General features: G+C 46.0%; 28 protein-coding genes. 22 read left to right on the top strand and 6 right to left on the bottom strand.

Translation table 11 applies throughout. The features are described 5' to 3' along the window. Positions 1-39: 39 nt before the first annotated feature. The 5 genes from WHS43_03955 to queF all read left to right on the top strand — a co-directional run bounded on the left by WHS43_03955 (position 40) and on the right by queF (position 4057). Positions 40-1404 carry a YchF/TatD family DNA exonuclease gene (locus WHS43_03955; GenBank protein MEJ5338789.1) on the top strand — a complete coding sequence of 455 codons (1365 nt, stop codon included), beginning with the start codon at positions 40-42 and terminating at the stop codon, positions 1402-1404. An 82-nt stretch (positions 1405-1486) separates the two neighbouring features. Then, positions 1487-1912: a hypothetical protein gene (locus WHS43_03950; protein ID MEJ5338788.1), complete on the top strand. Its 426-nt coding sequence runs from the start codon at positions 1487-1489 to the stop codon at positions 1910-1912. Then, a complete protein-coding gene (locus tag WHS43_03945; GenBank protein ID MEJ5338787.1) occupies positions 1909-2412 on the top strand; it encodes a phosphatase PAP2 family protein in 504 nt (167 codons plus the stop codon). Before WHS43_03950 ends, WHS43_03945 begins: the two co-directional genes overlap by 4 nt. Then, positions 2382-3635 carry a glycosyltransferase family 39 protein gene (locus WHS43_03940; GenBank protein ID MEJ5338786.1) on the top strand — a complete coding sequence of 418 codons (1254 nt, stop codon included), beginning with the start codon at positions 2382-2384 and terminating at the stop codon, positions 3633-3635. Before WHS43_03945 ends, WHS43_03940 begins: the two co-directional genes overlap by 31 nt. A gap of 41 nt (positions 3636-3676) precedes the next feature. After that, on the top strand, positions 3677-4057 hold the full coding sequence (gene queF, locus WHS43_03935; GenBank protein ID MEJ5338785.1) for a preQ(1) synthase: 381 nt from the start codon (positions 3677-3679) through the stop codon (positions 4055-4057). Here the strand turns inward: queF and WHS43_03930 are convergent. From WHS43_03930 to WHS43_03920, 3 genes are read right to left on the bottom strand one after another with little or no spacing between them, the layout of a single operon-like run. After that, positions 4032-5915: a DUF3488 and transglutaminase-like domain-containing protein gene (locus WHS43_03930; protein ID MEJ5338784.1), complete on the bottom strand. Its 1884-nt coding sequence runs from the start codon at positions 5913-5915 to the stop codon at positions 4032-4034. The two genes, queF and WHS43_03930, sit on opposite strands and share 26 nt — an antisense overlap. Before the next feature lie 19 nt (positions 5916-5934). Next, the gene (locus tag WHS43_03925; protein ID MEJ5338783.1) at positions 5935-7044 is read right to left on the bottom strand and encodes an HD domain-containing protein; all 1110 of its coding nucleotides are present in this window, start codon (positions 7042-7044) and stop codon (positions 5935-5937) included. Further along, positions 7005-7883 (bottom strand): hypothetical protein, encoded by an 879-nt coding sequence (locus WHS43_03920; protein MEJ5338782.1) that lies wholly within the window; start codon positions 7881-7883, stop codon positions 7005-7007. The genes WHS43_03925 and WHS43_03920 overlap by 40 nt, the downstream gene beginning before the upstream one ends. A 99-nt stretch (positions 7884-7982) precedes the next feature. On the opposite strand from WHS43_03920, the gene WHS43_03915 reads away from it, so the two are divergent. From WHS43_03915 to WHS43_03835, 17 genes are all read left to right on the top strand, one after another. Next, positions 7983-8339 (top strand): hypothetical protein, encoded by a 357-nt coding sequence (locus tag WHS43_03915; protein MEJ5338781.1) that lies wholly within the window; start codon positions 7983-7985, stop codon positions 8337-8339. Beyond that, positions 8330-9034 (top strand): hypothetical protein, encoded by a 705-nt coding sequence (locus WHS43_03910; GenBank protein MEJ5338780.1) that lies wholly within the window; start codon positions 8330-8332, stop codon positions 9032-9034. The genes WHS43_03915 and WHS43_03910 overlap by 10 nt, the downstream gene beginning before the upstream one ends. A 3-nt stretch (positions 9035-9037) precedes the next feature. Further along, positions 9038-9427 (top strand): hypothetical protein, encoded by a 390-nt coding sequence (locus WHS43_03905; GenBank protein MEJ5338779.1) that lies wholly within the window; start codon positions 9038-9040, stop codon positions 9425-9427. Continuing rightward, a complete protein-coding gene (locus WHS43_03900; protein ID MEJ5338778.1) occupies positions 9424-10794 on the top strand; it encodes a mannose-1-phosphate guanylyltransferase/mannose-6-phosphate isomerase in 1371 nt (456 codons plus the stop codon). Before WHS43_03905 ends, WHS43_03900 begins: the two co-directional genes overlap by 4 nt. A gap of 8 nt (positions 10795-10802) precedes the next feature. Continuing rightward, the gene (gene pdxJ / locus WHS43_03895; protein MEJ5338777.1) at positions 10803-11531 is read left to right on the top strand and encodes a pyridoxine 5'-phosphate synthase; all 729 of its coding nucleotides are present in this window, start codon (positions 10803-10805) and stop codon (positions 11529-11531) included. Between the two features lie 15 nt (positions 11532-11546). Continuing rightward, positions 11547-11804, top strand: coding sequence for a hypothetical protein (locus WHS43_03890; GenBank protein MEJ5338776.1), 258 nt, complete (start codon positions 11547-11549; stop codon positions 11802-11804). Positions 11805-11813: 9 nt separating this feature from the next. Then, positions 11814-12665, top strand: a complete 852-nt coding sequence (locus WHS43_03885; GenBank protein ID MEJ5338775.1) for a hypothetical protein — start codon at positions 11814-11816, stop codon at positions 12663-12665. Positions 12666-12674: 9 nt separating this feature from the next. Then, positions 12675-13259, top strand: a complete 585-nt coding sequence (locus tag WHS43_03880) for a sulfurtransferase TusA family protein (GenBank protein MEJ5338774.1) — start codon at positions 12675-12677, stop codon at positions 13257-13259. Between the two features lie 2 nt (positions 13260-13261). Further along, the gene (trpC, locus tag WHS43_03875; GenBank protein ID MEJ5338773.1) at positions 13262-14035 is read left to right on the top strand and encodes an indole-3-glycerol phosphate synthase TrpC; all 774 of its coding nucleotides are present in this window, start codon (positions 13262-13264) and stop codon (positions 14033-14035) included. A gap of 14 nt (positions 14036-14049) precedes the next feature. Further along, positions 14050-14382: a hypothetical protein gene (locus WHS43_03870; GenBank protein MEJ5338772.1), complete on the top strand. Its 333-nt coding sequence runs from the start codon at positions 14050-14052 to the stop codon at positions 14380-14382. 11 nt (positions 14383-14393) lie between these two features. Next, complete coding sequence (locus WHS43_03865; protein MEJ5338771.1) at positions 14394-15584, top strand: phosphoglycerate kinase; 1191 nt, start codon at positions 14394-14396, stop codon at positions 15582-15584. Next, positions 15577-16377, top strand: a complete 801-nt coding sequence (locus WHS43_03860; protein MEJ5338770.1) for an inositol monophosphatase family protein — start codon at positions 15577-15579, stop codon at positions 16375-16377. The genes WHS43_03865 and WHS43_03860 overlap by 8 nt, the downstream gene beginning before the upstream one ends. After that, entirely contained in the window at positions 16361-16885 is a 525-nt protein-coding gene (locus tag WHS43_03855) for a Uma2 family endonuclease (protein ID MEJ5338769.1), read from the top strand. The genes WHS43_03860 and WHS43_03855 overlap by 17 nt, the downstream gene beginning before the upstream one ends. A 38-nt stretch (positions 16886-16923) precedes the next feature. Then, positions 16924-17802 (top strand): universal stress protein, encoded by an 879-nt coding sequence (locus tag WHS43_03850; GenBank protein MEJ5338768.1) that lies wholly within the window; start codon positions 16924-16926, stop codon positions 17800-17802. Further along, the gene (locus WHS43_03845; protein MEJ5338767.1) at positions 17799-19436 is read left to right on the top strand and encodes a tetratricopeptide repeat protein; all 1638 of its coding nucleotides are present in this window, start codon (positions 17799-17801) and stop codon (positions 19434-19436) included. The genes WHS43_03850 and WHS43_03845 overlap by 4 nt, the downstream gene beginning before the upstream one ends. Further along, positions 19433-20281: an LptF/LptG family permease gene (locus tag WHS43_03840; GenBank protein ID MEJ5338766.1), complete on the top strand. Its 849-nt coding sequence runs from the start codon at positions 19433-19435 to the stop codon at positions 20279-20281. The genes WHS43_03845 and WHS43_03840 overlap by 4 nt, the downstream gene beginning before the upstream one ends. Positions 20282-20352: 71 nt before the next feature. Further along, positions 20353-20586, top strand: a complete 234-nt coding sequence (locus tag WHS43_03835) for a hypothetical protein (protein ID MEJ5338765.1) — start codon at positions 20353-20355, stop codon at positions 20584-20586. A gap of 23 nt (positions 20587-20609) precedes the next feature. Here WHS43_03835 and WHS43_03830 read toward each other — a convergent pair whose 3' ends face one another. From WHS43_03830 to WHS43_03820, 3 genes are read right to left on the bottom strand one after another with little or no spacing between them, the layout of a single operon-like run. Then, the gene (locus WHS43_03830; GenBank protein MEJ5338764.1) at positions 20610-21371 is read right to left on the bottom strand and encodes a DUF3108 domain-containing protein; all 762 of its coding nucleotides are present in this window, start codon (positions 21369-21371) and stop codon (positions 20610-20612) included. Then, entirely contained in the window at positions 21335-21658 is a 324-nt protein-coding gene (locus WHS43_03825; protein ID MEJ5338763.1) for a tetratricopeptide repeat protein, read from the bottom strand. Before WHS43_03825 ends, WHS43_03830 begins: the two co-directional genes overlap by 37 nt. Beyond that, entirely contained in the window at positions 21645-22319 is a 675-nt protein-coding gene (locus WHS43_03820; GenBank protein MEJ5338762.1) for a thioredoxin family protein, read from the bottom strand. Before WHS43_03820 ends, WHS43_03825 begins: the two co-directional genes overlap by 14 nt. Between the last annotated feature and the right edge of the window lie 145 nt (positions 22320-22464).

The following is a 22464-nucleotide window of genomic DNA, read 5'->3' as shown; positions in this document are numbered from 1 at the left end:
CATTGAAAGGATTTTCCTACCCCTTATCTTTTTCTTGCCATGATAGACACCCACTGCCATCTTGACCTTTTAAAAAAAGATGACCTTGAAGAGACCCTTCAGGACCGGGGTCTTGAATATCTAATAACGGTGGGCTATGACAGAAAAACCATAAAGAATGCCCTGAGGCTCTCAGAGGAGCACTCTCATGTTTTCTGTGCGGTGGGCTTTCATCCACATGAGGCGGATAAGGTCAGGGATGAAGACCTTCTCTGGCTCAGAGAGCTGGCTCAAAAACATCCTAAGGTAAAAGCCCTTGGAGAGATGGGTCTTGACTTCTACAAGGACTATTCTGACAGAAAGAGGCAGGAAGACATCTTCAGAAAGCAGATAGCCATAGCCAGAGAGCTTGGGCTTCCCATAGTGGTGCACTCAAGGGATGCAGAGGAGGAAACCCTGAGAATTCTGAAGGAGGAGAAGGCTTACGAAGTGGGTGGTGTGATGCACTGTTTTACTGGCTCCTATGAATTTATGAAAGCCTGCGTGGACCTTGGCTTCTACATTTCCTATTCGGGCATAATTACCTACCCCAACGCCCAGGACCTGAGAGAGGTTGTAAAAAGGACGCCTACCACAAGAATCCTCATAGAAACAGATGCACCCTTCCTTGCACCCCAGCCAGTGAGGGGAAGACCCAACAAGCCCCCCTATATTCGCTATACCGCAGAGGTCATGGCTCAGCTCATACCTAACTGCTCTTTAGAGGACGTGGAGAGGATGACCTCAGAAAATGCAAAGCTCCTCTTTAACCTTTCTACCAAGGGTCAGGAGGAGACCATAACCTACGTAATAACCAACAAGCTATACATAAACCTCACCAACAAGTGCAATCTTCACTGCACCTTCTGTCAGAGAGAGAGGGAGAGAAACTTCATGGTTAAGGGCTACTGGGTCTGGGTCTCAAGGGACCCCACAGTGGAAGAAGTCATAAGGCAAATAGGAGACCCCAAGAAATACCAGGAAGTTGTCTTCTGCGGATACGGGGAGCCAACTCTAAGGTTCTCCGCCCTTAAGGAGATAGCAAAATGGATAAAGGAAAGGGGTGGAAGGGTAAGGGTTGACACCAATGGTCTCATGTTTACCTTCCTCCCGAAGGAAAAGCTCAAAGAGCTTAAAGGTCTTGTAGATGTATGGTCTGTGAGTCTGAATGCACCCGACAGGGAAACCTACGACAGGGTCTGCAAACCAGCACAGCCTGACGCCTTTGAAAAGGTGATAGACTTTATAAAAACCGCAGTAATGGAGGGCTTTGAGGTGATAGCCACCGCTGTAGATTATGAAGGTGTAGATATGAAAAAAACAGAAGAACTTGCTCTTTCTCTGGGTGCAAAGTTCAGGGGAAGAATTTACGAGTCTGTAGGTTAAGCAAAGCTTATAGCTTTTATAAGCACCCCTAATCTACAGAAAAAGAGGGAGCATGCTACAATTAATAGAGGAGGGTAAAGGAATGATTGATGCAGATATTCTTCTTCTTGCCATAGTCAATATGGCGGAGGGTGTAAAAAATCTTATTGGAGATAAAGGTGCAAAGGCTGTGATGCGTGATGCGGGCAAACAGGCAGGACCAAAGCTACTGGAAAGTCTTATAGGACACTTTCCAGAGAACCTGCCAAAGGAGGAGGCTCTGAGACGCGCATGTGTAATACTTGAAGACCTTGGGTTTTCAAAATCTTTGAGAAAAGAGGAGGGAAGAGTTATCGCAGAGGAGGATATATTCACAGATGCAATTGTGGGCGAGGACCTTATCAATTCTCCTGTGGTCTACTTCTTTGCAGGGCTCATAGAGGGCTTTGTTTCCTTCATGAGCGACCAGAAGGTGGTTCTTGTGCCAGAAGAGGTCCAAAGGGGCAGGATAGTCTACAGATACACATGATAAACATAGAGAAGGTCCCTTTCAATCACCAGCTTTTCTACATCATAAACCACAGCAGACATCCACTATTAGATGTTTTTTACAGATACTTTTACCTTCTCGGTAAGGGCTGGTTTGGTGCTTCCGTGGGTCTTTTTCTTTTTATTCTTGGAGACCCGAGGTTTATGAAGTATGTCCTTGCCATGCTCCTTCAGGCTCTTATAGTCAAGGCTCTCAAGTATACGGTAAGGGCAAAGAGGCCCTCTGCGGTTCTTGAAGATGTATACCTCCTTGAAAAGCTCAGGCTGAAATCTTTTCCCTCAGGGGACTCGGCCATGTCCATAACCGTAGCCCTCTGTCTCCTGAAGGGTTCACCCCTTCTGTTAAAGCCCCTTCTGTTTGCCTACCCTCTTCTTGTGGGTTATGGCAGGGTCTACATGGGTGCTCACTTTCCACTGGACGTGCTCGCTGGCTGGTCCATAGGTGCCTTATGTTTCCTTATGGTTTGCGTCATGTTTTAATCCTTTCGCTCGTATTTTTCATAGTAGGAAACTGGATACTCTCTTTTACTTCTATTGACGAAGGAAGAAATGCAGATGCAGTCCAGAATATGCTGAAAAGTGGAGACCTTCTGTCCCCCATGTATAACTGCCAGCCCCGCTTTGAAAAACCACCTATGCTCTACTGGATGGCGATTCTTAGCTCATACCTTTTTGGCCTTAATGAGTTTTCTGCAAGGCTGGTCTCAGGTCTTTCTGCGATTGGTGTTGTATTCCTTACTTACAGGATAGCTCTTGAGTTCTTTTCAAGAGACATAGCCCTCAAAAGTGCCCTTATTCTTGCTACCTTCCCTCACATGTGGCTTGAGTCAAGGGCCTTTGTGCCAGAGATGCTCAACACCTTCTTTGCCATGCAAGGGCTCTATGCCTTCTTGAAGAGAAGGTTCACTCTGGGATGGATTGCCCTTGCCCTTGCCTTCCTTACAAAGGGTCCTGTGGGGGTAGTGCTTGCCCTGGGCATATACTTTCTCTGGAGAAGAAGTTTCAACTTTCTCAGTCCAGTTGGCGTAGCCATCTTTCTCCTGCTTGGTTCCTCCTGGTATGTTTTCATGGTTGCCCAGCATGGATACGAGTATTTCTACAGATTTTTTGTATACGAAAACTTTATGAGATACACGGGGCAGAGGTCAACGCATCCCGCACCCTTCTACTACTATCTTGTTGTTATTGCGGTGGCAACCCTCTGGTATATACCCCTGTATCCAAAACTTATAAAAAGCTTCAGGAGAGATTGGATCCCCCTTCTGCTCTGGTTTTCCTTCGTCCTGGTGTTTTTCAGCCTTGCCAGAAACAAGCTTCATCACTACATACTTCTTTCCTACCCGCCCCTTGCAATCATGCTGGCTCATGTGGTAAGCGAAAGATACATGAAGGTTATAACAGGACTGTCCCTCGTAGCCCTGCTTCTTCTCATGCCACCCCTCTATCTCTACGAAAGGGAAAGGTTCGCACCAAAAGCCTATCCGGTGCTTAAGTCCTACCATGGTCTTCTCCACTTTTACAGGGCTGAGGATTCTGCCCTTGTTTTTTACTCGGGTAAGTGCATAAAAGGGCTGGAAGAGCCACTGCAGGCAAGGGGGATGGTAATAACAAGGGAAAAATACATGGATGAGCTCAGTCAGTGCAGACCCGTGTTAAAAGGAAGAGAGTTTGATGGGGTTTATGTTCTACTCATGTGCCCTTAGAGGATTGAATTTATTTCATACAGAGCCTAAAATAGAAGCCTATGGAGAGAAAATACGGAGAGATTGCCATAGAAGAGGCCCAGCTTGAACCCTGGGAAAACCCTACGCCTGAAAGGAACTACATGATTGAAATAACCTTCCCTGAATTCTCATGCCTCTGCCCACGCTCAGGTTATCCCGACTATGCCACCATAAGGATAAGATACATACCGGATAAATACATCGTGGAGCTCAGGTCTCTAAAGCTCTGGCTCAACAAGTTCAGAAACCGCTACATCTCCCATGAGCAGGCGACCAATGAAATATACACAGCCCTTCAGGAAACTCTCAAACCCAGATTTCTTGAGGTTATTGGGGATTTCAACCCAAGAGGGAACGTGCACACGGTCATAAAGGTCAGGAGTGACGAGAATTACGGATGAGTTCTTTCAGCCTTTTCAGGGTCCTGTAGCCTTCCTCTATCTCATCGGGATAAACCCTGTAGGGAGAATATCTGTGCCTCTGGTAGATGGAGATTATGAACTTCACATACCTGTGCAACTCTGTATCTCTGCAGGCGGATATGATATCTTCGGGTAGAGCATCTTCCCCCACTATTCCCTCTCTGTGAAGAAGTTCCCTTGTTCTGCGATAAAGGTTTTCAGGCGTTTTCTTGGACCTCTGAAAGAGGTAGAAGGCAAGATAGAAGGTAAGAGCCAGAAAGATAAGCTGAGTTAACTCAAAGAACCTTTTTCTGAGGTTGCTTATGCTGAACTCTGCCTTTATGCCTTCTCCTATGCCTTTGAAAAGCCTTATCTGTTTCTGTGAGGAATAGCCCACTATGTTTGAATACCAGAAGCTCACTATGGAATCCCTTATGAGGGCAAGGGATGAGATTTTTCTGACTGCGGGTGAGGTATAAGAGGGTGTTGTGTCCACCCTCAGCCATCTTCCGTTTACATAAGCCTCAACCCACACGTGTGCCATGGAGTTTGTCACTATGTGATAACCTCCATACTGGTTCCACAGTGCACCTCTGTAGCCCCCCACAACCCTTGCAGGAACTCCCATAAGCCTCAGGAGTAGTGCAGTTGCACTGGCATAGTATTCGCAGTTCCCCTTCCTTGATACGAAGAGGAAGTAGTCAAGTGGGTCGCCCTCATACTTTTCAAGCTTGAGGCTGTACTGGTAGCCTTTTGAAAAATGCTCCACTACCCTTCTGAGTTTTTCAGCGTCGCTCTTCGTATCTCTGGACAAGTCTTCTGCCAGCCTTTTCAGATTGGGGCTCACATCCTGAGGCACCTGCAGGTAATCCCCGGGGTCTTCCTCAAGATATAGGCTGTTTGAGGAACTTACCTTTACCCTTATAGCTCTGTTTATCTCCCTGTCAAGGCGCAGGGTGTTTCCTGTTGTCATGTAGGCGTTGGAAGACATACCCTCTACGCTGAGAACTCTGTAGGGATAATCAAGGGCTGGTATCATGTTGTCAAAAGAGGGTTCAAGCACTAGGGTGTAAAGGAGGTTTCCGCCTCCTGCAGGCATTTGAAAGGCCTCTTCCTTTACCCTCAGCCATGTGCCTTTGACATAACTCCCAAAGACCACAGCTCTCCAGTAGGGCTCCTTCATGTGCTGAGGGAGCCCGTATGCCCTCAGGACAACTGTGTTGTCCTCCTGTATCTCCCCTACCTTCCCGAGGCTTACGCTCTCGGCAAGACCAGTTTTGAGACCACTGCCTCTGGAGAAAAGGTCAAAAAGAGGAGCCTGAGTTCTCGGAAGCAGAAAGAAGAAGGGGAGGGTGAAAAGGGCGACCATAAAGAAAAGGGATACTCCTGATACGACAAAATACCTGTAAATATTAAGGTCAAACCTTTTCTCTCCAGCAGTTCTGTAGAGGTTGAGGAAGATAAGAGAAGAAACACCGAGAAGGCTATGGAGAAGAAAGACAAGAAGGAAACTCAGGCTCAGGTTGTAGGCTGTGGATATGGACACTGCAAAAAGGCTGAGAAGAAGCATCTGATACAGGTCTCTTGGCTTTTTCTCCTCCAGACTTTTTATGGAGATAAGCAGAAGAACCACGTGGGAAAAGGGTCTGAGAAGGTCCTCAAGGCTGAGAGAAGAGAGGAAATAAAGGCTGAGAGCTATACCAAGAAAGTTCAGGAAAAGCCTTCTTACAGGATACACACCCTTTATGTCCATGGGAACACCGAGAAGATACAGGAGTGAGAAAACAAAAAGGTAAAATGGCTCTGATACATTCCACAGGGAAAGTATACCTACAAGGGTAGTGAGACGAACCAGCATTATGGTGGTCAGGCGTGAATTACTTAGATACCTTGCGAACATATTCCCTTACCTCGTCCCTGTGCTCGGGATGTGCGTATATCCTGTAAACCTCTATATCCCTGAGGGAGGCCACAAGATAAGACTCCTCCTTCAGGCTGAGCATGTCATGCCCGTCCCATATAGGTATGTCCTCATCCAGCACCCTTTTGCTCACGCGGTCAAACCTGAAAAGGCTTTCCTCATACTTCTCAAGAATTCTATCTCTGACAAATTCAAACATACCCTTTGATGAAGTGGAAAAGACCTGCCTGAAATGCTCCCTTCCCAGCACCCTCCTCACCTTTTCCTCTCCCTGTCTGTCTATCATCAAATGGAGAATGTGCTGGTCAGTTTTCCTGTAAAAATCCTCCCGGCTCAAAAGCCCCCTTTCCAGAAAGTCCTGCACCACCTCCTCTAAGTGTATGTTGAGTATACGCACCACCTTGTGAAAGTAGACCTGGGAATACATAAAATACCTTCCAAGTATAAAACTCTCCAGAGACCTTAGGGCGCTTATGTGAACACATTTTCTGCCATCCACCAGCACCATATTTTCTAAAAGCCTGCTGTAGTCAAAAAAGCCGTATGAAGTCCCGCAGAAGTAGGCATCTCTTCTGAGATAATCCATTCTGTCTGCCCCAAACTCTCCGGTGATTATCTTTGGCAGATTTCCTCCTTTCTTAAAGGCAAGCTCTACAATAAGCTCTATATCTTCATAAGAATATCCACAATTTCTGAGTGTATCCAGTATTCCCTCCTCATAGACCACCCTTTCCCCTATGGACTCATGGCTTTTGTCTCCAAGAAGGACCTCTGTTGTATGGGAAAAGGGCGTGTGCCCCACGTCATGCAGGAGACCGGCAAGCCTGACAAGCTGATATAGCCTTTTGTCCCTGAGCCCCAGACTTTCAAATATGCGCCCTGCGAGCTCCATAGTTCCGAGGGAGTGTTCAAACCGACTGTGCTGGGCAGAGGGAAAGACCAGGTAAGCTATGCCAAGCTGATTTATGAACCTGAGTCTCTGAAGGGGAAAACTGTCTATAACCTTCAGTTCACAGTCGTAGGCCTTTATGAGTTGATGTATGGGGTCTGAAAATTCTTTGAACATAAAGCCCCCTCAAATAGGTGGAGGTTATTGTCCCTTCTAAATATTTTATCTATCACATCCTTAAACCTCTTAAGGAATCTTCTTAGCCAGCTTCCCCCTTTCCTTTTCTGGTTTATAAACTCTATCTTCAGTAGGCTTATACTCTTCCCTGCCTCCACCCTTCTGAGCAGGGCCTCCAGGTCTTTTCTCAGCTTGAAAAGGTTAAGCCCATAGTAAACATCTCCCAGGGCTTGAGCCTCCTGAAGGACCTCTCTTATTTCCCTTATCAAATCCTTTCTCTCACCTGAATACACACTTGCAAGCCTGTCAAGCATTCTAAAATATTTCTTCTCGCTTGGATATCTTTCAATACAGACTTCACAGTAATTCTTTAACTCATCGTAAAGACCCTCGTTGAACATCAAGGTTGAGATGATTACAGCATCCTGAGCGGTCACATGCTTTCTATAAAGCACTGTTCTGCTGAGTATGTTCCAGAGCCTGAGAGCCTTCTGGCTTATGTTATCAAAGAGGTTGAGGTATTCGCTTCTTATAGTTATAAGGTATATGCCACCTTCTTCTACCCTGTATATGTCCTTGCCCATGTAAAGATTTCCATACAGGTCAGATATGACAAAGAGGTTCATCTCCACAAGCACATCCTTCCAGTAATTCCTTGCGCTCCGGAAGTTTCTGTAGGCACAGGAGAGGAACTTCTCAAGCTCCACATATGGATTTCCCTCCCTCCTTACGATTTGTGAATAGCACATGATGTAAAAGACCATTTCCTTTTTTGAGGGGTCGTCCAGCACCTCAAGAAAAAGATTGCTCAGAGGGTCTCTTTCCTTTATTTCCAGCATAGGTATAATATAATCTAAGCAGACTGAGAATGAAAGATTATAGTCAGACTGGCTTGGAGCAAAGTTTGGCTCACTTTAAGTCCGTGCTATAATCACATAATGCTCCGTATTCTCAGCTTTATACTTGCAGGTGTATGGTTTGTCCTTGCACTTGGCTTGCTTCAAAGACCGCTAGGCAAAGAACATGTTTTCGGTAATAATACAAGTAATCAGGCTCCTTCCGCATCTGAAGGATTGGTGAATATCAACGTTGATTTGGTAAATCCTGCAAGGCAAAAAGCCAAAGCAGGAGTTCCCTATATAAATAGGTGGCAGGGTAAGAATCAGCGGAAAAGGGAAATTAGTGAGGAGGACAGGGAAATTTCAGCTGGCTACAGAGTGGCGGAATACAGCTTCAGGGATATAAACTTTCTCAGTGATGACAAAGTGGAAGGAACTTTGCAAAAGTGTCCATAAGGGGAAGTCTTAGGCTTTCCAATAATGTATGTGAGGATACATTTTACGATAGACCATATATTGTTATAGGTGCAGGTAGCACCCTGAGGTTTATACGCAGACCGGAGGAGGACATAAATACTTTTCTGATGGACTATGGAAGGAATTTCCGCATGCAGGATAAACGTCTGCTACCCCTTGTTTATTACCTCTCCAAGATAAGGATTATACCACCAGTGTTTGAATGGAGGTTGAAGGAGAACTGTGAAAAGGTGATTGTTCTATCCCTCACAAAGACTAGACTTGAGGGCAATGCCCTTTATATTAGCGAAAAAATCCTGCAGGCACTTCAGAGAGGCTACAGTCTCATGCTCGAAATATGGGAAAACTACGATGGACAGAATCCAGAGCTTGGACCAGCCATTCTTGGAGAATACTACATATCTGAAACTTTTCTTCAAAACCTTCAGGAAGCGCTATCTATCCTGAAGTCTCAGGTAAGGACAAAGGGATACATAGCCCTGACTACAGAGCAGTCCACTTATACCGCCTGTAGGCTTAGCTCTAACTGCGAGCACAAACCATCCTACACCGATAGCATCAATCAGCTCAATGAAGCTTATTATTCAAGACTACAAGAAGATCTCCTTATGGCTGTAGAGCTCATAAGGAATAGTAAGCTTGACGCAGATTACGGAGTTTGTTTTGGAGGATGACTAGTGGAATTTAAGGAGGGTATGAACTTTATCAGGTTCTTTGAGCCAGTCATAAATGTCGGCAATGCAGTGTCCTTCCAGAGAAAGTTTGACTTAAAGATGTCTGAAAACAGCGGATACAGCAACCCTCAGAGAATACTCAAAAACTGCCAGTTTTTCAGCAAATACGGCAAACCTATTCATTCTGCTCACTACATGCCAAACAACGAGCGTGCAGATGTAATTGTAGATAATATGGATTCCATAAATAGACTAGAATACATAAAAAACTTATATGGTTATGGTCTGAGGAGTTTTTTTCTTATGAACTACGATGTTGTGAAAGGAAACAAATGTGGCAGTCTAGAAAGGCTTTTTATTTTCAGAAATAGCCTGAAGGAGGTAGGACTATGAAGGTGCTTATACTTGCAGGGGGTAGTGGAACAAGATTGTGGCCCCTCTCTAGAGAAAAGCACCCCAAACAGTTTTTGAAACTCTTTGAAGGTAAGTCTTTTCTCAAACTAACTTATGAGCGGGCTCTAAGGCTCGTAGACCACAAGGACATAGTTATCGTAACTAACGAGGAATACCAGCACAAGGTTGTAAACGACCTGTATCCTTACGAGGGATACAGCGTTATTGTAGAGACTTACAGAAGAAATACGGGTCCGGCGGTTGCTCTTGGACTGCTATACATCAAGGAATTTTTGATGGTTGACGATGAAGAGGTTGTTGCAGTACTTGCTTCTGACCATCTCATAAAGCCCGAGGAGTCCTTCGTGGAATATATGAAGTTTGCAGAGGATATAGCCAAGGAGGGCTATCTGGTTACCTTTGGTGTAAAGCCCACGAGGCCAGAGGTCAACTTTGGATACATAAGGGCGGGAGGAACTATAGAGGAGTACGGGAGGCTTAAGGCTTACACAATAGATGAGTTTATCGAAAAGCCAGAGAGGGAAAGGGCGGAGAAAATGCTGAAGGAGGGCTTTTATTTCTGGAACTCGGGGAATTTTGTTTTCAAGCTGGGGGTTGTCTTTGACGAATACAGGCTGAATGCTCCAGAAATATACGGCTTCATGCTGGAGGGTTATCACGGCTTTCTGGAAAACTACTCAAGGCTTCCAGATATATCCTTTGACTACATAGAAATGGAGAAAACAAAAAGGGGCGCTGTAGTTCCTATGGATATTTTCTGGAGTGACGTGGGCTCTTTTGACGGTCTTTATTCCATAATGGAGAAGGATGAAAGGGACAACGCCTGCGTGGGAAGGGGTATTTGCCTTGACAGTGAAGGTAATCTGGTATACAGCAACGGGAAACTTGTATGCCTTGTAGATATTCAGGACACCGTAGTGGTAGAGGACAGAGATGCAGTGTTGGTGATGAGGCGGGGAAGTGCCGCTAAGGTGAGAGATGTCGTCAGGCTTCTCAAAGAAAAGGGGCTCAGGGAGGCATACTATCATCTTGAGAAAAGCTACGAGTGGGGAACCGAACTCCTCTTAGAGTCCGGTGATGGTTACCGCATACATAAGGTGAGCATACTTCCCGGCAGGGGCACAGGTCTTCGTATGCACATGCATCACAGCAGGAGCTGGACGGTGCTCAGAGGCACCCTGCAGATAAGCATAGGAAGTGAGAAGTCCTATTACACTTCTGGTGAATCCTTTCACGCATACAGAACTACTCCTTACAGTATAGAGAATACTGGTTTTATAGTGGCGGAGCTACTGCAGATTAGTATGGGTGAATACGTTGAAGATGAGGATATAATTTTCTTATAAGGACCTTCATGAGGCTTGGTGTAAACATAGACCATGTGGCAACTCTCAGACAGGCAAGGAAAACCTTTGAGCCAAGTCCTCTTTTTGCAGCGCTGATAGCCCAGCAGGCGGGGGCAGACCAGATAACCCTTCACCTGAGAGAAGACAGAAGACATATACAGGAAGAGGACCTACAGCTCATAAAGAGAGCGGTGCATATTCCCGTAAACCTTGAAATGGCTCCCACAGAGGAGATGAAAAACATAGCCATGAAGGTAAAGCCAAACAGGATAACCCTTGTGCCAGAAAGAAGGGAAGAGATAACCACAGAAGGTGGGCTGAACGTGGTGAGCATGGAAGAATACCTGAAGGAATACCTGAAGGATTTTAAAGTTGCATGTATAGAGGTATCTCTCTTCATAGAGCCTGAGGAGGCTCAGCTTTACGCAAGCAAGAACGTGGGCGCTGATGCCGTGGAGCTCCATACTGGAAAGTATGCAAATCTCTTTAACGCCCACCGTCTGCAGGAGGCTCTTGATGAGCTCAAAAGGCTCAAGGACGCAGGCCTCATGGCTAAATCTCTTGGGCTGAGGGTTTATGCAGGTCACGGGCTCACTTACAAGAATACTCCTCTTCTCGTAAGGGAGCTATCAGGCGTTGTGGAAGAGCTGAATGTGGGGCATTCTATAGTTTCCAATGCCCTTCTCTGGGGTATGGAGAGGGCAGTTGAAGAGTTCTTGAAGCTCATGAGGCTCTGAGATATATTTAAAAGCATGAAAGACAAGGAAGAAGTCAGGCAGGAGAGCCTTGAGGAACAGGTGGAGGAGCTCAGAAGGGATATGTTCAGGTTTTTTGAGCTCTTACTCCCTCCAAAAGAGGTCAGGAGGGAGGTTATGAAAAATCTCTACACTATGGAGCTTTCCTTCTGGAAGATAATCAAAACTCTTGTGGACTACGAAGTTGGAAAGCTTGAAAACAGAATAGAAGGAAAGGAAAAAAGGGAAAAGGTAAAGAAGATAGAGGTGGAGTAAAATATTTATGTGCTGAGGGACGTCGGTCTTATATTTCTTGGATTAAGGGTTCTTCTGTTTGCTTTCTTCCTTGCCCTTTCCGTGGGTAAGCCAGCTTCGCATCAGGCTCTTGTGGTAATTCCCTCTGTCCTCTACCTTATCCTTGCCATGTATGTATTTCTCTATCCTGGCAGGCTGAAACTTTTCAAAAATTACGGAGACCTGGCTTTCCTTCCTTTGCTTGTTCTTCTCTTGGGTCAGAAGGAAGCCATACTCGCCCTTTTTGCACCAGTAGCTCTTTACACCAGCAGGAGGGTCTTTGAGGGAATTCTGTTCCTCTGGCTCCTTGTAGGCTTTGGCTTTTACTATTACGGTGCATGGGGCTTTGCCCTTCTGCCTGCCTTATTTGCCCTTTTCATAGCATCCATGCATCCAGACCTTGTGGAGGCTCTGAAAAAAGAGAGGTTTTACATAAAGAACCTGAGAAGGTCATACTCTAGACTTACAAGGGAGTATGCAAGGCTTGAGGCCTCTTCACAGAGTGCAGGCGGAGCTGGAATACTTCTTGACCAGCTTATGAACAGCAACAACCTCCATGAATATCTCACCAATATCAAGGAGAAGTTTGAGCTCAAAACCATAAGCATAACACCTCTACAGGCAAACCTTTTCAGAGAACCTCTTATTGACAGGACAAACTGCTGTCTGCATGTGCCTGTAAAACTTGAAAAGGGGGAGGTCAATGTTTCTTTCTACTTCAGCAACCCCTTACATCTCTACGATAAGGAGTTGCTCAAGACCCTTGAAAGGGCAGGAAAGCTTATAAATTTATACATTGAGGGTCTTGAAGAAAGACCCCAGACAAAGGTTATAGCAGTGTGAGGTGATGAAATGAGAGCGGTAGAAGAGAAGGAAGAACTTCTTGACCTTACGGGGCTTATGTGTCCACTGCCCGTTGTTATGACCTCTGAGAAAATGAAGAGGCTGGCCGAAGGGCAGAAGCTTACAGTTATATCTACTGACCCGGGTTTTGAAAGAGACATAATGAGCTGGTGTAGCCAGACGGGCAACGAGCTTCTCAGCCTGAAAAGGGAAGAGGGTAAAGTGGTTGCGGTTCTGAGAAAGAGGTCTGAAGCTATAGAGCCTTCCATCCTCTACTGGATTAAGTTTCATGCACTTGGTGTAAAACTGCACATAAGGCACATACTCATGGAGCTCAACCCCTTTACTGAAAAGCCGGACCACTTTATAACCTTCAGCGCCATATCGGAGGGCACAAGGGCGGAGAAATACCTCAGGGGCAGGGCCAAGCTTATACCCATACCTGACGAGATAGACCCCAGATGCGGCGTGGTGCTTGCAGTTCATGGCTACCAGAAGGCAAGGGACATATACGAAGAGCTTATGAAAGAAGGCTTTGGTGTGGAGGCTATTTATAAGAAAGAGGGCAAGGAATACAGGAGGGTTTATCCATAGGGGTGCTGGAAGAGATAATTCAGCATAAGAAGAGTGAGATAAGAAAAGACCCAGATTATGTCAGGAGGCTGGAAGACCTAGCTGGGTTGAGGGAAGAAATCTATTCCTTTGAAAAAGCTCTTACCTCCTGCAGGACAAGGATAATAGCGGAAGTCAAGAAATCTTCACCCTCCGAGGGGAAAATAAAGGATATACCCGCAAAGGAACAGGCAAAGTTGTATGGGGAGGCTGGTGCTGTTGCCATATCTGTGCTTACAGACAGAAGGTTTTTCAGTGGCTCTCTTGAAGACCTCCTTGAGGTCAGAAAAAGCGTTAATCTCCCCCTTCTCAGGAAGGATTTTATCCTTGACCCGGTGCAGGTTCTTGAAGCCAAAGCCTATGGCGCAGACATTGTGCTGTTCATAGTCAGGGTTCTGGAGGAGAAGCTCCTGAAGGACCTTCTTGATTACTCTAAGGAGCTAGGACTCTCTCACCTGGTGGAGGTCTTCAGCCTCCAGGAGTCAGAGAGGGCTCTCACAGCAGGTGCTGATATAATAGGCATAAACAACAGAGACCTTGACACGCTCAGAGTAGACATAAGTCTTTCAGAAAAACTTGCTCCAAGGATAAAGGAGATGGGTGCAAGGTTTGTAATAGCGGAAAGTGGCATAGAAAACAGAGAGCAGGTGCTGAGGCTCGAAAACCTTGGCGTAGACGCCTTCCTTGTGGGAACAAGCCTCATGAAAAGCAAAGACCCTGTAAAAAAGCTCAGGGAGCTTATGGGTTATAATTTTTGAAAGGAGGTAAACCTGTGAAAAACACCCTTGACCTCAATCTCATGGAAGAGTTATCAAACTTAGAATTTTTCGTAGTTAAGGCCCCTGTCAACAGTCAGGACTTCTGGAAAGAATGGCAGGAAAAGTATTCAAGAGCTTTTGTTTCAAGGATAGCGGTAAAAAAATTACTCAAAACAAGAAAGCTCGGCTACGAAGAAATAAAAAGATACAGGGCAATGCTGGAGGTTTACGAAGATGTGGTCTTTTACCTTGAGAATCTGAAAAGGCTTGCCCTTAACCTCAGGGGCGTGCTTGAGGTCAGCGAAAGTCCAGAATTTGATGACGAGGATATAGACTTTGACCTTTAAGGAGGTCTGGTATGCCTTTCAGGAAAAAGACCCTCAGAGATGTAGACCTCAGGGGCAAAAGGGTGCTTGTGAGAGTGGACTTTAATGTGCCCATGGATGAGCTGGGAAACATTGAGGACGACACCAGAATTAGAGCAAGCCTTCCCACCATAGACTATCTGCTGGATGCCAGGGCAAAGATAATTCTCATGTCTCACCTTGGAAGACCAAAGGGGAGGGATGAAAAGCTCAGTCTTGCACCAGTTGCAAAGAGACTCTCAAGATATCTCAACAGAGAGGTAAAGGTTCTTCCTGATTGTGTGGGTGAAGAAGTGGAGAGGGAAGTGTTCAGCATGAAAGAAGGAGAGGTGGTGCTTCTGGAAAACCTGAGGTTTCATGAAGGGGAAAGCAAGGGGAGTGAGGAGTTTGCCAAAAATCTTGCAAGGCTAGGAGAAGTCTACGTGAGCGACGCTTTTGGCACATGTCATAGAAAGCACGCCTCTGTGTATCTCGTTCCACAGCTTTTAAAGCCTGCAGTTATGGGCTTTCTCCTTGAGAAAGAGATAGGCTACTTTGAAAAGGCTATGGTGAACCCCCAGAGGCCTGTGGTTGCCATAATAGGAGGTGCCAAGGTCTCCTCCAAGCTTGGCATAATAAAGAACCTTTTAAAGAGGGTTGACAAGCTTTTCATAGGCGGTGCTATGGCTTTTACCTTCATAAAGGCTATGGGCTACAGGGTGGGTGGCTCTCTTGTGGAGGAGGAGCTAATTCCCACTGCAAGGGACATAATGGAGGTAGCAAGAAAGCTTGATGTGAGCTTATATCTTCCTGTGGACTTTGTCACAGGAAAGGAAATCTCAGACAACACGCCCACAAGGGTTGTCCCTTGGCAGGAGATACCCGATGGATGGATGGGTCTTGATATAGGACCCGTTTCTGTGGGGCTTCTGAAGGAAATAGTGGCGGACGCCCAGACCATAATATGGAACGGTCCCATGGGTGTGTTTGAGCTTGACAGGTTCAAGGATGGAACTTACGAAACCGCCAAACTCCTTGCCCAGTCGCCCGCACTTACCATAGCAGGTGGTGGTGATACGGACCACGCCATTCATAGGGCAGGGGTTTACAACGCCATAGACTTTGTCTCTACTGGGGGCGGTGCCTTCCTTGAGCTTCTTGAGGGCAACAGCCTACCCTGCATAGAAGTGCTGGACGATGCATGAACTTGAGCTATTTCTGAAAGTGGCAAAGGAGGCAAGCCTTCTGGGCGGACAGGTGCTCAAAGAGTTTTACAGAAGGGAGGATAACCCGGTAATGGAGAAGGGGGAAAAGGACATATACAGCCTTGCGGACAAACTTTCTGAAGAAAGGATAAGGGAACACATAGGCAGGTATCTGCCGGACCATCTGGTAGTAGGAGAAGAGGACGGTGGCTCTGCAGATGGTGACTATGTATGGTATATAGACCCACTGGACGGAACCAAGAACTTCGTGGCGGGCTTTCCCATCTTTGGAACATCAGTGGGGCTTTTATACAGAGGAAGACCTCTGGTGGGGGCTGTCTACCTGCCTGTTTTTGATAGCCTTTACTGGGCGGTGGACAGTGGTGGAGCATTCAAAAACGGGAAACCCATAGGCGTAAAGCAGAAAGGCCAGCTAAAGCAGTGTTATGTTGCCTACGGCTATCCTTCAAGGGCAAAGAGGGACCTTAACTCCTACTGGAACATATTCAGGGAAGTCTTTGATAAAGTGGGTGCCATGAGAAGACCGGGAGCTGCGGCGGTAGATCTGTGCCTTCTTGCGGAGGGTGTTTTTGATGGTCTTCTGGAATTTGAACTTAACCCGTGGGATGTGGTTGCGGGCTCTCTTATAGCAAAGGAAGCGGGCGCAAGAGTAGCTCTAACAAAGGGCTTTTCCATGGGAACTGATGTGTATGCGGGCAATGAAATGTGCTTTACCTTTATAGAAAAAGTCCTTAAATTAAACCTTGAGGAGTTTCATGAGCTTAGTCTATAAGCACAGACCCCACTACACGGTGGAGGATTACGAAAAATGGCAGGGAGACTGGGAGCTGGTTGAAGGTATGCCCTACGCCATGGCCTCGCCAAGGCCAATTAATCAATACCTTCTGGGAATTCTTGTGGAAATTCTTCGCCTATCATTGAGAGAATGTCCTGAATGCAAGGTTTATGCTGAACTTGACTGGTTTATCTCCTTCGATACGGTTATAAGGCCTGACCTCATGGTGCTGTGCGGAGAGATTCCTGAAAGGGTAGAAAGACCTCCAGAAATGGTTGTGGAGATAGTTTCACCCTCCAGCAGGCAAATGGATGAAGGGTTAAAGTTTGAGCTCTGCGAAAGGGAAGGTGTGAAGTATTTTGTTTTGGTTTATCCCGATGAGAAGGAGGTTAAAGTTTTTGAGCTTTCTGTGGGTAAATACAGAGAAAAGATGGACAAGAGATTTAGCCTTGGCAGGTGTGAAGTTGAGATAAATTTTAAGGAGGTCTTCGGTGGGTCTGGCTGAGAAGTATCCGGTAAGTTATTAAGCTGGAGGGAATAGATATGAAGTTTCTTGTGCCCGTTGACTTTACGGAGATAACTAATCCGCTGCTCAGAACTGTTAAACTGTTCGGTCAGGCCCACTCTGCAGAGGTCCATCTTCTCAATGTGGTCTCTCCAGTCCTTTACCTTCCATATCCGGAGAGCTTTGGGATGAGCACAGTGGACCTTCAGCTGCTTGCAGAACTTCAGGAGAGGAAAAAGGAGGAATCAAAAGAAAGGTTAAAGGCTCTTGCAGAGTTCCTGAAGCCTCTGAAGGTGGAAGTCTCTGTTGAAGTAGGAGATCCGGCGGAGGCGGTGCTTGAAAAGGAGAAGGATTTTGACCTTGTTTTTATGGGTAGCCATAAAAAGGGTCTTGTGGAGAGGATAATTGTAGGCTCAACCACAGAAAAGGTGGTAAAGTATTCCAGAAGGCCTGTGTTCGTGCTGAAAGGGAAAGAGCCTGAGAGCATAAAAAGGGTTCTGGTAGGATACGACTTTTCAGAGTATGCCAGAAAAGCCCTTGAATTTGCAGTAAGGCTTTTAAAGCCTCTTTCTCCACACATAGTCCTCCTGCACGTGGAAGAAACCATAGAGCTTCCCGTAGTTGAGGGTATAAGGGATGTTCTGAGTGAAAGATACAGGGAAGAAAAGATAAAACATATGGGGGAAATTGAGGGCTGGTTGAGAGATTCTGGGTTTGAGGTTTCTTCCTATGTGCTTGAAGAAAGGTCGCCTGCGGACGGCATAAAGAACTTTTTGAAGGAAAATCCCCATATTGACATGGTGGTTCTTGGAAGCAGGGGCCTGTCCGGTCTAAAGAGAGTGCTTCTTGGAAGCACATCCTCAGAGCTTTTGAGGTCTCTTGACATACCACTTCTTATACACAGGAGTATGGAATGAGATTGTTCTTTTTTTTGATATTTGCCAGCATATCGCTGGCTTACAATCCCTACACCGATTATGTTTTCTGCAGGCTGTATCAGGAGAGAGAGCCTTCAAAGGCAGAGGCTTACTGCCTGAGAGCTCTTGAAAGAGCACCCACACCTTCCCTGTATGTAGATACAGTAAGATTACAGCTTCAGCTGAGAAAGAGCAACATGGCCCTCAGGATTGCCAGCGAGTTCAAGTCAAAGTATCCCAACATACCAGACCCATACCTTCTCCTTCACAACGTATACAGTTTGAGAAGAGAAGGGGATAAAGCTCTAAGGGTGCTTGAGGAGGGATATTCAAAGAATCCTGAATCAAGGGAGATAATGGTTTTTCTGGCGGAGGAATACCTGAGAAGAGGTGAGCTTGTGAAGGCTCGCAGTGTGCTTCTTAAGCTGGCTAGTATTAGCCCTGACAACCCGCTGCCTTACTTTATGCTTGCGCGCATTGCCCTCTCTGAAGGTAAACAGCAAGAAGCCATAGACTACCTTGAAAAATCCCTCAAGGTAAAGGGCACCTTTGAGGCTGGCTTTATAACCCTCGGTAGCATATACGAGCAGAGGGGTGAATACTCAAGGGCTGAGGACCTTTATAAAGATATACTCAGGCAGGACCCCAACAACCGGAGTGCCCTGGAGAGGCTTGCAAACATATATACAATAACAGGGAGGTTTCAGGAAGCGAAGGAGGTCTACCAGAAGCTGGCTGAGCTTTATCCAGATGGGGGCTACCTGTATCAGTATAGCCTCCTTCTCATAAGGTCCGGAGAAGCAAAAAGGGCAAAGGAGCTTCTGGAGAAGCTATACAGGGAGAACCCGGACAATCCGGACATTGCTTACACATACGCACTTCTTCTTGAGTATGACAGGGAGACAGATAAAGCCCTGAGCATATACCTTGACCTTCAGAGGAAGGTTGGAAACAACCCCAAAATCATAGAGAGACTGGCAGGCATATACATAGATAAAAAGGAATACTCTAAGGCGGAAGAACTGCTCAAGACTGGGCTCGCAGTAGAGCCAAATAGCTATCAGCTCAATCTTCTCATGGCTAGCCTATACAACGAGAGGGAAGAGTTCCAGGAAGCCCTCAGATACATAAACAAAGCTCTGCAGATAAATCCTCAGGATTACAGGGGCTATTTTCTCAGAGCCATAGTTCAGGACAAGGCTGGCAGGATTATCTCCGCAGAGGAAGACCTCAGAAAAGCTCTTGAGCTCAACCCTGACGACCCGGAGCTGTTGAACCATCTTGGATATTCACTCCTTCTGTGGTATGAGGGTGCAAGGGTTGATGAGGCGGAAAAGCTCATAAGAAGAGCTCTGGAAAAGGAGCCTGAAAACCCAGCATACATAGATAGCATGGCATGGGTGCTCTATTACCGCGGAGATTACCTCAAGGCAGAGGAACTACTTCTCAAAGCTCTTGAAAAGGAAAAGGAAGACCCTGTGCTTTACGAACACATGGGAGATGTCCTGGTTAAACTTGGAAGGGAAAAGGAGGCTCAGGAATACTACAAAAAAGCTTATGAGCTTCTTATGGGGGGTAAGAAGGGGGAGCCAAACCAGAAGGAAAGGCTAAAGGGAAAACTCAAGCTTAGATGATATTCCGCTGGTTTTTCTGGAGGTTTTTGAGGCTTGGGATACTTATCAGCTTTTTGCTTACCTTTCTGTTCCTAATATTCCAGATAATCAGACTTGACCAGATAGTGTTCCAGTTGCCCTTAAGAGATTCCCTTCCCTTTTTTTTCCTTTGGTTTTTATTTTACTTTTCCTACATGCTACCGACTGCAATTTTCATATCCTTTGCCTTCAGTCTTTTTGAACTCAAAGAGAGCAAAAAGTTGCACATAATACAGTCTTTTGGACTCAGCCCCGCCAGCATCTATAAAAATAGCCTTTTAATGCTCTCCCCCCTACTGCTTGCCCTCTCTTTTGTGTTTTACATGCTTAGAGAGGAGGATATAGGCTTTGTGAGGAGACAGCTGATGCTGAAATACTATGCCCTGATAATAACCTCCATACCCCCAAAGAGCTTTCAGAGCTTTGGACAGTTCACACTGTATGCAGAGAAAAGAGATGGAAACCATCTTGAAGGAATATTTTTCAAATTTAATGAAGGCGTGGTCATAGCAAAAAAGGCAAAGGTGGGGGGTGGAGAAATAACCTTTGAGGGGGGGTCGCTTCTGACGCAGAGGGAGGGGAAAACCTTCGCCACAGACTTTAAGACTTACAGGCTGAGCCTCAATACAATAGTTAATGAAAGCAAAAAAACTTCTTCAAGAGACTACATAGCCGGAATCCTGAACGCACTGTCTCCCCTCTTTCTTATGGGTATAGCTTACAGGCTCGTGTGGTTTCTGGAACACCATCACAGTTTCTACTATTTTGTGGGTTTGACCTCCATACTCTATCAGATATCCCTTTTACTCCTCAAGCAGAAGCTGTAGAGTTTTCATGAAATTTTCATCTTCTTCCGTGTATTCTTTTAATCATCAAAAATCTAAAAGGAAGTTCAACCATGAGGAAGGTCCTTTCACTACTGCTTGCAGTAGCCTTCACAGGCGCAGCCATGGCACAGCAGGCACAGCCAGCAAAACCTGCCGAGCAAAAGCAGGAGCAAAAGCAAGAGCAGAAGCAGGAGCAGAAGCAGGAGCAAAAGGCAGAGCACAAAAAGAAAAAGAAGGCTCACAAGCAAGAGCACAAGAAGGAAGAGAAGAAGGAAGGAGCTGCTCCTGCAGAACAGAAGAAGTAATCTTATCTGGGGGCGCAAGCCCCCTACCTTTTTGCAGTCAGAAGATTTTTCAAAAGGTCTTTATTCCCTTCTAGCCTTTCAAGCCTTGCAGTGGCAGAACCTATAAGGAATTTAAGCTCCATCCTTACGGGCACCTCCGTCTCTTCATCTATCCAGAGATACCATACGCCCTTTGGTTTTAAAAGCCCTTTTGTTTCTATGTTTGGATGGACCTCCAGCTTCCTTGTATTGAAGGAGCCAATGGGGGTTTCTAATCTTTCTCTGCCAACCACACTGTAAGGTAGCCAGTATTCTTTATCATCGTAGAACATTTTTATAGTGCCGGCAGGGTTGACAGAGCTATCTCTGTAGAGAATAAGGCTTGCAGTGTATGGGTCTACAAAACCCCTGTATTCGTATTCCTTCTCTTCTTTCTTTTCCACCTCATCGCTTAACTTTACATACTTTATCTCTGTGACCTTAATCCTGCCATTGCCGAACCTGTATTCCTGATACCTCTTGAACTCACCCTCCTCCTGATAGTAAACAAAGTGTTTTGGTTTAAGTTCTGGCAGCTCTATAACTGCACCTCCCCTGTTGTAAACCCTCTTTACCACCTTTCCAACGTTTATCGTCCTTACATTGCTGTTTATCTTCAGGTTGTTGTTTTCCTGCCTGTATGTTATGCAGGTCTCAGCCACGGGAAGAAACAGAAGGTAAGCCCTGTAGCAGGCTTTAAGCTCCTGAGATATGGATAAACCGGCAAGTCCTAAAAGGACTGCAAGGACTTTAACTGCTCTACCCAAGACCTGAACTCCTCCGCCATACTGGGATGTTTGTATTTAAGGGCTTTCTGTATGCCTTCCTGGAGCACCTGTATAGCTTTACTGTAATCTCCAAGCTCTTCGTAGCACTTTGCCAGAATGCGGTAGCCTGCACCTTCATCCTCTTTCAGGCTAAGATATCTCTCCATGTGCTCAATGGTCCTCTCGTAATCCCTGAGCCTGTAGTATTCAAGGGCAAGGGAGTAGTGAATCATAGGATTTTCTGGCTGTTTTTCAAGAAGGCCTCTGAAGTATTCAAGCCTGTCCATTTTCTCTCCTCAGCTTCTCGTAGGCGGATATCACATAACCAAGAAAGTTGTTCTCCGGCTGTGCACCCACAAACTCAGCAAGCCCCCTGTTTATAACTATCTTTGGCACTCCTACCACCTGAAACCTCTCAGCCAGGTCCATGTTTTCGCTGGCGTCCACTATGAGTGCCTTTATGTTTTCGCTTGCCATGGCAAAGTTCATGGCGGTTATGGCTGCAGAGGGGCAGTATCCGCAGGATGTGGTGACAAAGACCATTATTTCCATGGGAAGGTCTATGCTTTTTAGCATCTCCACAGTTCTTTCTGAGAGCTTTGGCTCTCTCTTTGAGACCTGAACCACACCCTGAACAAGAGTGGTAAACTCAAGCCCTGCGGGAAGCCCTATGTATCTTATCCCGTAGTCTCTGTCGCCCTCTATCACTATGGTGGGCACTCTCTCAACGCCATACTGCTGGCTGATTTCTCTGTCCACCAGTGGGGAGTAAATCTCCAGCTTTATCTTTTCAGGCTCCACATCAGCAAGTTCTTTCAGAAGGTCCTCTGCAATCTGACAGGTTTCACATCCTATTGCCTGAGAAAAGAGCTTGAGATTTACCGGCTCTTTCAGTTCCTTGGAGAATATGTCTCTGAGCTGAGTTCTCACTTCAAGGTTCAAGAGCATGCTTTACCTCCTTAAGGTCTTTATTATATCCTTAAAATATAAGCATGGAGAGGAAAAGGGCGATAGTGACAGGTGGAAGCAGGGGCATAGGAAGGGCTATAGTGGAGAGGCTTTTAAAGGATGGCTGGTAGGTTTGCACATGTTC

Source organism: Aquificaceae bacterium, from assembly GCA_037481935.1.
GTDB lineage: Bacteria > Aquificota > Aquificia > Aquificales > Aquificaceae > Pampinifervens.
The sequence above is the reverse complement of the archived record's forward strand: the minus strand, read 5'-3'. Positions and strand labels throughout refer to the sequence as shown.

Coding starts and splice junctions, on each gene's coding strand:
- WHS43_03845 (MEJ5338767.1), top strand. CDS start 17,799: ATGAGATTGTTCTTTTTTTTGATATTTGCCAGCATATCGCTGGCTTAC.
- WHS43_03825 (MEJ5338763.1), bottom strand. CDS start 21,658: ATGGACAGGCTTGAATACTTCAGAGGCCTTCTTGAAAAACAGCCAGAA.
- WHS43_03950 (MEJ5338788.1), top strand. CDS start 1,487: ATGATTGATGCAGATATTCTTCTTCTTGCCATAGTCAATATGGCGGAG.
- WHS43_03900 (MEJ5338778.1), top strand. CDS start 9,424: ATGAAGGTGCTTATACTTGCAGGGGGTAGTGGAACAAGATTGTGGCCC.
- WHS43_03955 (MEJ5338789.1), top strand. CDS start 40: ATGATAGACACCCACTGCCATCTTGACCTTTTAAAAAAAGATGACCTT.
- WHS43_03930 (MEJ5338784.1), bottom strand. CDS start 5,915: ATGCTGGTTCGTCTCACTACCCTTGTAGGTATACTTTCCCTGTGGAAT.
- WHS43_03840 (MEJ5338766.1), top strand. CDS start 19,433: ATGATATTCCGCTGGTTTTTCTGGAGGTTTTTGAGGCTTGGGATACTT.
- WHS43_03925 (MEJ5338783.1), bottom strand. CDS start 7,044: ATGTTCAAAGAATTTTCAGACCCCATACATCAACTCATAAAGGCCTAC.
- WHS43_03820 (MEJ5338762.1), bottom strand. CDS start 22,319: ATGCTCTTGAACCTTGAAGTGAGAACTCAGCTCAGAGACATATTCTCC.
- WHS43_03850 (MEJ5338768.1), top strand. CDS start 16,924: ATGAAGTTTCTTGTGCCCGTTGACTTTACGGAGATAACTAATCCGCTG.
- queF (MEJ5338785.1), top strand. CDS start 3,677: ATGGAGAGAAAATACGGAGAGATTGCCATAGAAGAGGCCCAGCTTGAA.
- WHS43_03890 (MEJ5338776.1), top strand. CDS start 11,547: ATGAAAGACAAGGAAGAAGTCAGGCAGGAGAGCCTTGAGGAACAGGTG.
- WHS43_03865 (MEJ5338771.1), top strand. CDS start 14,394: ATGCCTTTCAGGAAAAAGACCCTCAGAGATGTAGACCTCAGGGGCAAA.
- pdxJ (MEJ5338777.1), top strand. CDS start 10,803: ATGAGGCTTGGTGTAAACATAGACCATGTGGCAACTCTCAGACAGGCA.
- WHS43_03940 (MEJ5338786.1), top strand. CDS start 2,382: ATGTTTCCTTATGGTTTGCGTCATGTTTTAATCCTTTCGCTCGTATTT.
- WHS43_03915 (MEJ5338781.1), top strand. CDS start 7,983: ATGCTCCGTATTCTCAGCTTTATACTTGCAGGTGTATGGTTTGTCCTT.
- WHS43_03860 (MEJ5338770.1), top strand. CDS start 15,577: ATGCATGAACTTGAGCTATTTCTGAAAGTGGCAAAGGAGGCAAGCCTT.
- WHS43_03855 (MEJ5338769.1), top strand. CDS start 16,361: ATGAGCTTAGTCTATAAGCACAGACCCCACTACACGGTGGAGGATTAC.
- WHS43_03920 (MEJ5338782.1), bottom strand. CDS start 7,883: ATGCTGGAAATAAAGGAAAGAGACCCTCTGAGCAATCTTTTTCTTGAG.
- WHS43_03880 (MEJ5338774.1), top strand. CDS start 12,675: ATGAGAGCGGTAGAAGAGAAGGAAGAACTTCTTGACCTTACGGGGCTT.
- WHS43_03945 (MEJ5338787.1), top strand. CDS start 1,909: ATGATAAACATAGAGAAGGTCCCTTTCAATCACCAGCTTTTCTACATC.
- WHS43_03835 (MEJ5338765.1), top strand. CDS start 20,353: ATGAGGAAGGTCCTTTCACTACTGCTTGCAGTAGCCTTCACAGGCGCA.